The organism is Spirosoma arcticum, from assembly GCF_054779955.1.
The window spans coordinates 1-12,555 of the sequence record NZ_BAAGXG010000016.1; the positions used below are offsets into that span (position 1 = coordinate 1).

A 12,555-nucleotide genomic window follows, 5' to 3' on the forward strand; every position below is an offset into this window, starting at 1 on the left:
TTCGGGAGCGCGAACTCAACGAACTAAAGTCCAATTTCGTCACGCTGGCCTCCCACGAGTTTCGCACCCCGATGGGCACGATCCTCTCGTCGGCGTCTCTGATCGGGCGGTACGACGGTCCCGACGACGGCGAAAAGCGGGAGCGGCACGTGCAGCGGATCAAATCGGCGGTGCAGGGCCTGACGGGGCTGCTGAATGACTTTCTCTCGCTCAGTCAGATGGAAGAGTCCACCCTGCACGGTCGCCCGCATCCGGTGCATATCATCACCTTCTGCCAGGAAGTCATCGATGACATGCAGGCCATAATCAAGCCCCGTCAGCGCGTTGTCTATACCCACCGATCGGGGGAACCGGCTATTTCGCTCGACGGACAAATGCTTAAAAACATTCTGATCAATCTGCTGGTCAACGCCAGTAAATACTCGGCCGATGGCAAACAAATCGAACTGACGACGCGTGTTGACGGCGATCAACTCTGGCTGACCGTCCGGGATGAGGGGATCGGCATCCCGGACGCGGACAAAGACAAGCTGTTTATCAATTTTTTCCGTGCCCGCAACGTCAATCACGTTTCGGGCACGGGCCTGGGCCTGTATGTGGTCAAGCGCTACGTGGATCTGCTGGGCGGAATGGTTACCTTTACCAGTCAGCTCGATTCGGGCACGGTCTTCACCGTTCAGCTCCCGGTATCCCCACCGTCAGCATGAAAACCATTCTGGTCATCGAAGACACCCCGGCGATGCGGGAGAACATTGCTGAAATTCTCGAGTTGGCCCCTTACAAAGTCGTGCAGGCGGCCAACGGCAAAGAGGGCATCGAACGGGCCCGGCAAGCCCGCCCGGACCTGATTCTGTGCGACATCACGATGCCCGAACTCGACGGCTTCGGCGTCTTACATATCCTTCGAAAAGACCCCGCCTTAGCGGATGTTCCGTTCATTTTCCTGACGGCCAAAGCGGAAGCGACTGATTTTCGGGCTGGGATGAACTTAGGCGCGGACGACTACATTACCAAGCCCTTCGACGACCTTACCCTGCTCAATGTGGTGGAGTTACGGCTCAAAAAAGGCGCGGACCGACCGACCGACCCAACCGCGACCACCACCAGCTTAGACAAACTGACGCTGGCCATGCTGGATGAGACCGACGCCCGCCAGTTGCTGTGCGATTTTTACCCAACGACGCAGTATAACCGAAAACACCGGCTATTTACGGCGGGAAGCTGGCCGACAGGCTTGTATTTTATCAACAGGGGCAAAGGCAAACTTTCCAAAATAGACGCTGCTGGCAACGAGTACATCACGGGCCTGATTGGACCCGGCGACTTTGTGGGGTACCTGGCATTGCTGGAAGAAGAGCGCTACGGTGAAACCGCCGAACTACTGGACGATGCGCTGGTATGCACCATTCCTAAAGCTGACTTTATGGCCCTGATCTATAACCATCAGGGGGTGGCCAACCAATTCATCCGGATGCTGGCCGGCGACGTCGCCGAGCTTCAAGAACGGCTGCTGAAGCTGGCTTATCAGTCGGTACGCAAACGGGTTGCCGAAGCGCTGCTGATGTATCAGCGAAAATTCTATCCGTTACTGCCGGATTCTAAATACTCGGCCGTTACCGTACCGGGGGAAGCTGACGCTTCGAGGTCGGAAGGCCGTACCTCGGATCGCCGCACCTCCGACGATCCGGCACTTAACACCTCACTGGCGATGACCCTGTCGCGCGAGAACTGGTCGCACTTAGTGGGGGCCTCCACCGAAACGGTCATTCGAATTCTGGGCGATTTACGGGCCGAAGGGCTGATTGAGATCAATGCCAGCCAGATTACGCTGCTCGATATCGACAAACTTACCCGCCTAAAGCGCTGACAGGCTGATGTTGAGCAGGTTCGAACCTGATAAAGATCAGGCCAGCAACTGACGTTTGTCATTCTCTGTTGTAGAAACGGTCATTGTTGAAACGAGCGGGTTGGGTGACCTTTACGGTAACTTCTCAACGGACCAATGATCGCTGACTCCACCAAACCTACCATCAACGATCTTCAGGGCTTTACGTCATTTTATGATCAGTATGCGCCTAAACTGTGGGGGTTTATTCTATCAGCTGATCTACCGACGTCGGCGTCTAAAACCATTTTGGTCAGTACCTTTATTAAAGCCTGGCAACATCCCCACCGACAGCTAATCGGCGAGAATCAGCTACTGACCTTGCTGTTGAGTTTGGCTTATGCCGAAGGGCTGCCCCGGGGTACGTTGACATCTGTTTTTGGCCGATCCTAAACACCGCTATTTCGGTTGGGACCACCAATCGGGGCTACCGTGCATCCGCCGCACCGGCCCGTGCGGGACCGTGCCGGGACATTCCGGCCGAGCGGGACCAACGTGGCGCGGCCTCAAACGGAGCTGCACCAGCAGAGCGTCCGAAATAATGAGGTCGAAAAACACGGAATGTCAAGCCTAAAACTCTCGTTTGCTTTGCCCTATAGTCAAAAGCAACCGTAGCTTAATTTTATAGTATCCAGTTCATACGGAGTTTCTTCCCCGCCCCCTATCGTTTAGTTAACGGTTGAGTTACTCCATAACGCTTAGCCCAAATGCCATCGGTTGAAGAACTCCATTCGATAAGGTGTATAGAGATACTACGTTGTCAACCAACTACGTCCAACCTGAACGATGCCCATGAGAATGAATGGGCAACCCTATTAGCGACCCAAACAACAATCTGGCGTAACTTAGAAGACCAGCAGCCAAGGGAATACGATCAGGTATGTGCAGGCAATGCGGGTCTAACCAACGAAGTCGCTCTGTTAAGAGGGCATCTCCAAAAACTTGTGCGATTAGACCGTCAGAATGAACAGGAAAAGAGAATTTAAGGATTTGTCAAGCCCAGGAGAGAGTCAATCGCTACTTAATTCGCTATCCAAAGTAAAGTACCCAGCTTGATTGTTGCCTGGTCGGGGTTTTCGTAAAGCATATGTGACGAGTTGAGTTTGACAGATGTTCTGCTAAAAGTAGTGATTTTTGGCGTACAGTACTGCTCAGTTTCCTTCAGCCAAGAAATAGATAGATTATCCCTCGTCAGGCTTCTGGTATGGATTAAGTCGCGTTTTCTTTACCTGTTTATATCCTTACAGGCTCCCCTCCTATTCAATGGTGCCTGGACAATCGAGCGATGCCAGGACGGGTCACGGCCGTTTTCGACCAATAAATGGATAGCTATTGCTATTTAATGAACTCGTTATTTTGCTATCAATGAATGGGTTGTGTTACTATCTGCTAACGCTGAAAATCGTTCAGGAAACCCTGCTTTGACTGACCACTTTATAGGGATGAATGGCTAAGCAGTATTCCCCTACGTAGGGCGGATGAATCGCCATGTTAACTACTCCGTAAATTTAAGCGGAGTCACTAATCGCCATGCTGATTCAGCATTATTGCGTTCAAACATGATATGGAAGGCAAACACCGTATTCACTGTGTTTACCTCCGTCAGGTTGTGTTCTGTTGATTGGTGATCCGGGCTAAGGGGCGTGTATAAGGCTATCTTGTAGCGATTACTTCGGATGGGCATTTGGTTAAGCCGCTCAATTAATTGCTGGGAGAAGCGTCGTGAAATTGAATGCATAGCAAACGAGAGGCCGTTGGTTGTTTTCTTAAAACGAGTGGTCTATCTACTTCGGTTTGTTGACTGGCTTACTTTTTCGGCGGAGTTAGTAGGGAAGTTACCAAGAGTTGAGAGATTTCTGGGTCTTTACACATCATTAACGGACGTTAATGATGTGTAAAATTCCCGTGGAACACTATCTTGCGCCATGCAAACCTACGTCGCCTACTACCGGGTCAGTACCAAGAAGCAAGGACAGTCTGGATTAGGACTCGATGCCCAGCGAAGCAGTGTGCTTAGCTACGTGCAAAACCAAGCCCTGATCATTGGCGAATTCATGGATGTCGAATCGGGTAAACAGGATCGGCGCCCCGAGTTGCTAAAAGCCATTGAGTATGCCAAGCAGCACAGAGCCCGGCTGGTGATTGCCAAGCTCGACCGACTCAGCCGCAACATGACCTTTGTCTCCTCCCTGTTGGATTCCAAAGTCAGCTTCGTCTGCGCCGACATGCCCGATGCCAATGAATTTACCATTCATATCTTTGCCGCTCTGGCCCAGCAGGAACGAAAGATGATCAGCGAACGCACCAAGAAAGCACTCGATGAGAAACTCCTGCGAATTGGCCAGTGGCGCCGAAGTGGACGCGTGTTTCAGGACCCAATTATTTCGGCTAAAGCTGCCGAGTCCAATCGCAATCGGGCGGCTACCAATGAAAACAATCGCAAAGCGATGGCCCTGATCAAGGCCTTGACAGGGGCTAAGCTGAGTTACGTGGCCATTGCTCAACAGCTTAACCTAGCAGGCTTCAAGACCGCCCGGGGCAGTGCCTTTCAAGCGACGCAAGTCATGCGCCTGGCTAATCGGGGTAGAGATATCGAACTTTCCTCCAAAACGAGTTAATTGTACCACTTTTCCAGATACGCTAGCGACAATGCGTAAGGCCCGTTATACATCTTCTTTGTGAACCCCGTTATCGTAACCAGTGGACACCTGTCAGGCTGGTGTACTAAGCACTAATGGTCAAAAAAGAAGTAATGGCTGAAAATGCTGCTCTATGAATGTTTAGCTCAACCTGCTGATATAGAGAATGTTAATTTCTCAAAATCTACGATCTTCGCTATTAATTAACACATTTCAGCCACTACTCTTTTTTGTTTAGTCATAACTACAATACTACTTTGGAATTATCATTCGTTCAAATACATATTTCATTATTTAAACATTTGTGCATTTGTGCAAATAAACAAATAATTAAATGTGTATTTGTTTGTAAAAGCTATATTTTTGTTACCATGAAAAACACATTTCTCAAATGATTCTCTCAATAACAAGTCTCAAAGGTGGGGTTGGTAAATCAACCGTTTCCCAAAATCTCGCTGTGTGTTTCGCACACGCTGGTTATAAAGTTTGCATTTTTGATGTAGATACTAATCAAAGTGCTATTCATTGGTCAGGCTTACGTCCAGATGAAGCCCCCCCTATTCCAGTTTTTGGACAACCAGATGGAATAGAGCTTTCCAAGAATGTGAAAGTTATCAGCAAAGATTACGAGATTGTCATAATTGATGGTACGCCGTCACTCAATAAGGTAACTAGTAAAATCATTTTACTTGCTGATTTGCTGCTAATTCCCATTTTAGCAAGTGGCCTTGATATGTGGGCTACTAAGCAATTTCTTCAACGATACCAAGATACCGTTGAAGAAAAAGAAAAGGCGATTCCAGCCTTTTTTTTGTTAAATCAATACCAACAAAATACCAATTTAGCGAAGGAGGTCAAGGAAGTTTTGGAGGATACACAAATTCCCGTTTTAAAAAGCACCCTCAAAAGCCGCATAGCATATCGAGAGGCTGTGATCAAAGGGCTTGGAGTTGTTGAGTATAAAGATGAAAAAGCCAAAGTTGAAACAGTAGCACTGTTTAATGAGCTAACCAAAATAATCAAAAAACTTTAACACTTATGATATGCCAAAAGATAAGTTAGGTTTAAAGAACACTTTAGGATTAAGCCCGAAAGTCAACGTTAAAAGATCAGACATAGACGTTGAGCAGACTGAAAAGGCAGTAAAGGAAATACACTCAACCAAAGAGGAAACCAAACGTGTTACTTTAGATATGCCACTGGATTTATTCAAAAAAATGAAAATAAAAATAGTAGGTGAAAGAACAGCCCGTGACTATATTTTAGAATTGGTAAGAAATGATTTGCACAAATAAACATTTGGGTATTTGTGCAAATACTTATTTGCACAAATACCCAAATGTTTATTTGTGCAAATACTTATAGATTTTCATTTAAGTGTCTGACAATGTGAGATTTGCTAACAGTATCTTCGGTTGAAATCGTCAGTTTACAAATTTTTTATATCAAATATCACCTGTTGCTGTTCTGTAACTTTCAAAAGCACATTTATATTTGTGCCTCAATCAAAGGTTAATTTGAGCGACTGATCTAACTTCATGGGAAATAAAATAGATGCGATGTAGCGAGTTGAAGTAGTCTTTATTTTTAATAAACCGTTGTTGATTTTATAATCAAGTTCTATAAATTTATCAAGTTTGATAGTATCTAAAAGAATTGCCTTTTGCTGCACGGCCGTAAATGTGTAGTTTTTTCGCAGTATAGCCTCCACAGTAGCCTGACGGAGCTCCAGACTTAAAGTCAGTATACCCTCTTGCAAATCAGCATGAACTTCCTGACGTAACAGTTTCTGAGATTGATGATTTTCCTTATCCTTTCGCAAAGACATTGTAAAGTGCAATACCTCTACGGATCGACCAACGCGAATTTCCTTACATTCAACATGAATGTCAGTACGTTGATTAATTTCTTCGAGAGATGGTGTGAGCACCTTTTGCTTAAAATTAGAATATCGCTCGTATGTGGTGGCTTCTAAAATCTGCTTAAGATCTTCGATTTTAACGCGCCACTGGTGTTTATCTAAGAAACGGCAAAGCCGCACGTAAAGAATCTGCGAGTAGTCTCGGCCCAGTGACATAGCCGACTCTCGTCTAAATTTAGCATATCCTTTACCAAGAGTACACATTGCTGGTACAATTAGTCGATCAACGTGAACTTCTAAATAACCGTTCTCATAAAATACCCTTGGAAAAATAGCTAATGCTCCCACTTTTCGTTTAGTGGGATCAACAATGTCCATATGATCGACTGTGATGATTGACTTTTCGATCAATTGTGCAGCAATAGCTTCAAAGTTTGAATATGTTATTCTGTTAGTTAAAATACCCCGTTGCTTTACCTTTTTCCTTTCTATTGAATCTGAAACGCCCATATCTACGTCTGGCCTACTTAAATAAAGATCTTTCACAGGAATGAAGAATACTAAATTTTCTGCGGGAATAGATAATGGTTCATCTCGATTTGCAGTTTGCAGTTCACCCATCTTTGCCAGTATATACCAATACACCCGACGATCTATAACTGATAGCTTATGCTTGTTCTTAGCCAGTAACAAGTCTAATGGCTCCTGAACTATCGACCCCAGTCTAAGTAACCGGGTTGATTCGATCTCAAATAGCTTTATCTGGGCACTCACCTGACTATTAAGCATTGCATATAGTCTTGAAAATTGTGAAACTCATTCAAAGATAAACTTTTCAATTGAGGCAACCAAAAAAAATGGATAGTTGCCATTAAATAGCTAATTATCAGATGTTTAATGGCAACTATCGTTGGAAAAAACGTAGTTATTGGGTATTAATTGGGAAACGCAAATTCGGTATAACGGTTGCCTTTCATGTAGATGTTTGGAGTGCGAAGTGATAGTTTTTATCACTTTCCGGTATTTTCCATCACTTTCTGGTATTTTTTTTTAATCTAAAATTGTGTATAGATGCTCTCCAACCTGAAAACGATGATTTTAAGAAAAAAAACTTTCCTGAGAACGAGTTTATAAATTTCGATAATTTATTTGGTTTATTATTAATAGTATTTATATATGTTCTGTTATATAATCTATGAAAGAAAAAAAATGAAATATTATTTGGAGTTACCTGTTTGAACAGAATTTAATCTGGACCACTACTAAAAGCTAAGTTTATGAATTATAACTTATCCACATGGGGTCAAAGTGAAGTGGTATAAGAGTTGCTTTAAGTGGTATTCTGGTTGCCTATAAATCGGTATTCTGGTTGCCTAAGTGGTATTCTGGTTGCCTATGATCGGTATTCTGGTTGCCTATGATCGGTATTCTGGTTGCCTATGATCGGTATTCTGGTTGCCTATGTCGGTATTCTGGTTGCCTTGAAAGTTATATATTTAGTCGTAATTGTTTGAAATTCAGGCTGGTGTTAAGAAAGCTTTAATGTTTGCAAGTCTTGCGCGCGCGATCAAGTCAAAGCAAAATTTGAAAGCAAGTTGATCTGAATCAACGCAATGAGAGGAAAAGGGTTATCCACAAGAAAGCATGTAGCAAAACTTGAATATTCAAAAAATGATTGTTCAGCACAGTTGAAAGTTTCCCTTAAAGGGAAATATATTTGCACAATATTATTCTACCCAATTAGTATGGACGAGCAACCCTCACACGCCAAGCGTAAACACTATGACTCCCAAACCTACACCCGGCTACTCGATGAGTTAACCCAACGCATGGACGAAGTGCCCAAACTCAAACCCAACCGCGACGCTTGGGACATCGAGGGCGATTGGGCCGCCACCGGCGTCATCCATTTTGTGGACGCTGCCCACCAACCCCTCTTTGAGCCAATTCAGCACTTTGATTGTCGCACCATTAAACTCGTTAATCTCCACCGCCCCGCCGTCCGGATTACCTTTTACCGCAAGCATCGCTACTGGCTGCTCAAAGATAAGGACCTGCCGATGGCCGAAAAGATGGCCCAAATCCAGACCTACCTTGATGAGCTGACCGTCAAAGCTCAACAGGTACGAGCTCAGCTTACTACCACCACCAGCCCCCAGCTGGCTCTGTACCAGCAACAGATCGCTGTTTGGAACCAAATCTTAGCTAATCCCCAATACTATGAGATGGCACTCTCCAATTACAGCCGTCAGCATTTTTACGTCACCATCAATTACAAATACCGACTCCCTTCGGGCAATTACGCCAACGAGCAGGAGCACTTGCTCAACACCCAACGCGATCGCTTGGGCAACATCACTCAGGTGCGATCGAATATCGTATTCGTTGATCCCCTGGAGATCCTGCGTGAGCATCCCTACCAAAACCGGGAGGTAGAAGCCTATCTCAACGGGTTTCCCATTCAATCGCCCCTTGGACGCCACACGCTCTACGCTCGGATGCGGGCCGAAACGGAGGCTTTTCGGTTGGTTGACTAAACGACTCCGGCCGCGTCAACCCGCGTGGGTTGACGCGGCCGGCCGGGTGAGGCGGCTTACCTGACCGCCAGCCATCTACTCGTAACGGGACGGCTAGTACTGAAAAAGACGTTGACGAGCCGTAAACGGCTTACTGGGCGGTTGGTGCCATCCAACAGGAGTAGGGTAGGGGGTACCCCTGCTCGTCTCGATCCGGTGATGCATAGCCACCTCGCCGATCACGGATCATCACCACACACGGTCCTAAGCGCGCTTGGCTGGGTAAAGAGCAGAAGTAGACAACTTATTGCCTGGGCCGAGCGTTCCGGGGACCGGTTGGCCCAGGCTTTACCCCGGTCGTCAGTATCCCCCAGTAAGTCCGCTTTAGCCTCGACCACGGGGCCGCTTCTGACGTCACGCCAGCCGGCCTGACTCGCTCAATGGCACGCTACAGGGACGCTTTATGGGCTTAATTGGCTACTCCACCGGTAAATGCAGCCCGATCTGGGCCACTCGATAGGACCGCCTACGTCTTCTTGAATTAAGTAGCCACGTTTGGGCAGGATTTGACGGACCCCACCCGTCGGCTTTGCCACCCCGACTTCTGAACCGATCCCTTCCTTAAGCGCAATCATGGCTTTATACCCCTACCACCAGCAAGTGCCCCCCTGAACAGACCCACCACGGCCCAAGGGATGACCACCCCCTGATCACGGGTGATTGACCCGCTAAGAGACCCCCAGCGACCAACACCGGGGGCCACTACCCACCTATGGCCCACCCGCACCGGTGGGCTTTTCCAGCCGCCCAGGCTGTACTGTTATCGCATTTAGAATCAAAAGTTAAGCGATGTTCGAGTGTTCACCTTCGTACATTGTATACCGTGTACACGGTACAGGTGGCCTAAAAAAAGATACGTTCGTTTACCGCCCGCTCCGTTGTTTCTCTCAATCAACTCCCATGTCAACGCCCAACATACCCCCCTCGATTGGTCAGTTAATCCAACCCACGGCCGCTCATGCCCAACACGCCGGTCAAAGCCCACCCACCCAGTCCGCCTACCGCGACAACTTTGGTAAGTTCGTCCGCCAAGGCGCCACCTACACCCACGTTATCCGCTTCGCCGATCCGGGAAAGACCACCCTCATCGGCTACAGCCGACCCCGGGGCGGGGGCGAGAAGACCGATAAAGTGGTGCTGCTCCAAGATATTGTCCGACGCCTGCTGAGCAGCCCCAAAGCCTACCTGCAACCGGGGGCCTGCATCGAGTTTTACAACAACCGCTCCGATGATGATCGCGACTCAATCTGGATCTTTACCCTCCACCACAGCCGGGCCGAGCCCAGCCACTACGCCAGCCAGCTGCCCTGGCTGATGGCCTACCTGGAGGGCCTCTATAAACCCAAACCGGATGCTTACGTGCAGGGTCTCTTCACGCCCCCTACTGGCAATCCTGCCGCTTACTCACCCCCGGTAGCCCTGTCCCCCACCAACACCCCACCGACGATTACCCCCCAGCCAGGGAGCCTGCCCTTGGCTACCCACTATGCAGAGGCGGGGACCCGAGCCTTATCGGAGACCAAACGCTTCCAAGACCGCATGGAGCTCGACGACTATCTCAAACCCTTTATCATCGCCGGGGTCATACCCCCCGGTGAGATCGAAGGCTACCGCTGGAAGGTGATCCGCAACCAGCAACTGCCCGACAACTACATCCGCCGTTGAGCTACCCGTCCCTCTCCCCCCTGTAGCGGTGGCTTACTGCTGAAGCGATGGGTTCGAGAAAGTGGTCCTTTGAGGACCTAACCAGCGGGTCCATCCAGGCTGCCGAAAACGGTGCTATTAGGCAACCTACTCAGAGGTTTCTTGAGAAAGACCGACTGGTCAGCTAGCCCAGGGGTTTGGGTGCCAGCACCCCTGCTACCCAAGTCGAGCAAAGGGGTTACCCAGGCTCACCACCTCAACCAGGGTGATTACACTCTGTAATCATTCGGCCAGATTGGAGCCAATAATGGGCTGACTCTGATTACAGGGTGTAATCACCCTGTAATCATTCGACCTGATTGGAGCTGATAATGAGCTGACCCTGATTACAGGGTGTAATCACCCTGTAATCATTCGGCCTGATCAGAGCCAATAATGGGCTGATCCTGATTACAGAGTGTAATCACTCTGTAATCATTCGACCTGATTGGAGCCAATAATGAGCTGACTCTGATTACAGGGTGTAATCACCCTGTAATCATTCGGCCTGATTGGAGCTGATAATGAGCTGACTCTGATTACAGAGTGTAATCACCCTGTAATCACCCCAATTACACCCTGTAATCGGGGTGATTACAGGGTGCCTAACTCCTGTAGTACCGGTGTAAGCCTAACCCCATATGACAACCGGTACACCAGCGGTTGAGGGGATCTACCAGACAAGTGTTACGCCCAGACCCCACCAGAAAGACCAACTGATAAGGGGAATTGTCGGCTGGACCTAAATAACCGGAACTCATCAACTACCCATGAAAGCAAAAATACAGGCATCTCCTGCTTTAAAGGCGACTACTTAGCAACCTCAATAACTTCGATAAAAACTACATCCACTCTGAAGATCCCTTCTTTAGCAGGCCTCTCATTGAGCCTGTGTCAGCCCAAGTACCGCCCCACATGCACTCCTGCGAGGGGTGCATCGAGTAGCCCGTTTATCCCCTCCGCTGCCCACACCCCAATTGATCGATTCGCTCAGAGAGGCGATTAATCCCCCAGGGGCGCTAGCAATGGGTCCCAGAACGGACCCTATTAGGAACTACGTTACGAACCAGTTCATGAGGGGTATTTGGTCTAAACAAGCCGCACTGGCGGATCGAGCGGGGCAGGAGCGTTAACTACTTGGTTAATGCGTGTTGTCAAGCTCATAGCCATGGGCAATGAGCTTGAATTTTCTGTATGAAGCGTAAACTACGTGTATGATTGACTAAGCGTATCGTTAGACGTTTTCTACTGAAGCCATTGGCGTCACGACGTTGCTGCTGATCAAGAGTCAGCTTATGTCTTGACTTAAGTTGAGCGATAAGGCTATTCGGTGGCCGTATACATCCGCTCATTAGACTGAAAGACGCCTTTTTTTACTGATGAGGTCACGCAATCATAAATAAAGGGAGGGTTTCCTGAACGATTTTATTGACAGAAAATATTTACCCAAATCATTAATTAATAGAGCATTACAAGTTCAATAAACAGCAATAGCTACCCATTCATTGGACATAATCAGCCGGGGGTGAGGTAAGAGGGAGGCTTGTATAGAATAAACATATATGTCACGTAATGAAAACGCTACACAACCTATATCAAAAGCCGTACTAGGGGTTTTTAAGCTAGTTGATAGCTACATAAAGCAGACCATTACTGTCAGTCGATAATCACTACTATACGTTAGTACAACAGTCCGATGGCTCTTTGCAGCAAGTGCAGCTTTTGCCGCTCGCGGACGGGGTCACGCGGGCCGGGATCAGTGCCTCCGCGTTCGCCCGACGGTGGCTGGGAAAGGGACATTGCCCAAGAAGCGACCGGGTTGGTCATCGTTTCTGGTTGTTCGCTGGCATTGTCCATCGTATTGAGCTAAACTTGTTTGACTGCTTTGTGAGCGTGTATAAATTACCGACC

Annotated in this window: 11 protein-coding genes; 8 read left to right on the top strand and 3 right to left on the bottom strand. The window is 47.9% G+C overall.

The genetic code is table 11. The features are described from left to right. The 3 genes from ACYVHB_RS26200 to ACYVHB_RS26210 form a co-directional block, all read left to right on the top strand. A partial coding sequence (locus tag ACYVHB_RS26200; RefSeq protein ID WP_461054789.1) for a sensor histidine kinase occupies window positions 1-707 on the top strand: 707 nt, incomplete at its 5' end. Next, window positions 704-1,867, top strand: a complete 1,164-nt coding sequence (locus tag ACYVHB_RS26205; protein ID WP_461054790.1) for a response regulator — start codon at window positions 704-706, stop codon at window positions 1,865-1,867. The genes ACYVHB_RS26200 and ACYVHB_RS26205, both read left to right, overlap by 4 nt. Before the next feature lie 135 nt (window positions 1,868-2,002). Then, complete coding sequence (locus tag ACYVHB_RS26210) at window positions 2,003-2,278, top strand: hypothetical protein (protein ID WP_461054791.1); 276 nt, start codon at window positions 2,003-2,005, stop codon at window positions 2,276-2,278. A 1,102-nt stretch (window positions 2,279-3,380) separates the two neighbouring features. On the opposite strand, the gene ACYVHB_RS26215 is transcribed toward ACYVHB_RS26210, so the two are convergent. Continuing rightward, entirely contained in the window at window positions 3,381-3,623 is a 243-nt protein-coding gene (locus ACYVHB_RS26215; RefSeq protein WP_461054792.1) for a hypothetical protein, read from the bottom strand. A gap of 187 nt (window positions 3,624-3,810) precedes the next feature. Here ACYVHB_RS26215 and ACYVHB_RS26220 point away from each other — a divergent pair, with 187 nt between their 5' ends. The 3 genes from ACYVHB_RS26220 to ACYVHB_RS26230 all read left to right on the top strand — a co-directional run bounded on the left by ACYVHB_RS26220 (window position 3,811) and on the right by ACYVHB_RS26230 (window position 5,819). Continuing rightward, entirely contained in the window at window positions 3,811-4,503 is a 693-nt protein-coding gene (locus ACYVHB_RS26220) for a recombinase family protein (RefSeq protein ID WP_461054793.1), read from the top strand. 412 nt (window positions 4,504-4,915) lie between these two features. Further along, on the top strand, window positions 4,916-5,557 hold the full coding sequence (locus ACYVHB_RS26225; RefSeq protein ID WP_461054794.1) for an AAA family ATPase: 642 nt from the start codon (window positions 4,916-4,918) through the stop codon (window positions 5,555-5,557). Window positions 5,558-5,567: 10 nt separating this feature from the next. After that, window positions 5,568-5,819, top strand: coding sequence for a hypothetical protein (locus ACYVHB_RS26230; protein ID WP_461054795.1), 252 nt, complete (start codon window positions 5,568-5,570; stop codon window positions 5,817-5,819). A gap of 206 nt (window positions 5,820-6,025) precedes the next feature. Here the strand turns inward: ACYVHB_RS26230 and ACYVHB_RS26235 are convergent, their stop codons facing one another. After that, complete coding sequence (locus ACYVHB_RS26235; RefSeq protein ID WP_461054796.1) at window positions 6,026-7,006, bottom strand: RepB family plasmid replication initiator protein; 981 nt, start codon at window positions 7,004-7,006, stop codon at window positions 6,026-6,028. A 1,124-nt stretch (window positions 7,007-8,130) separates the two neighbouring features. Here ACYVHB_RS26235 and ACYVHB_RS26240 point away from each other — a divergent pair. Both ACYVHB_RS26240 and ACYVHB_RS26245 read left to right on the top strand, forming a co-directional pair. Next, complete coding sequence (locus ACYVHB_RS26240) at window positions 8,131-8,922, top strand: hypothetical protein (protein ID WP_461054797.1); 792 nt, start codon at window positions 8,131-8,133, stop codon at window positions 8,920-8,922. A gap of 828 nt (window positions 8,923-9,750) precedes the next feature. After that, complete coding sequence (locus tag ACYVHB_RS26245; protein WP_461054798.1) at window positions 9,751-10,626, top strand: hypothetical protein; 876 nt, start codon at window positions 9,751-9,753, stop codon at window positions 10,624-10,626. 1,698 nt (window positions 10,627-12,324) lie between these two features. On the opposite strand, the gene ACYVHB_RS26250 is transcribed toward ACYVHB_RS26245, so the two are convergent. After that, entirely contained in the window at window positions 12,325-12,471 is a 147-nt protein-coding gene (locus tag ACYVHB_RS26250; RefSeq protein ID WP_461054799.1) for a hypothetical protein, read from the bottom strand. Window positions 12,472-12,555 lie beyond the last annotated feature (84 nt).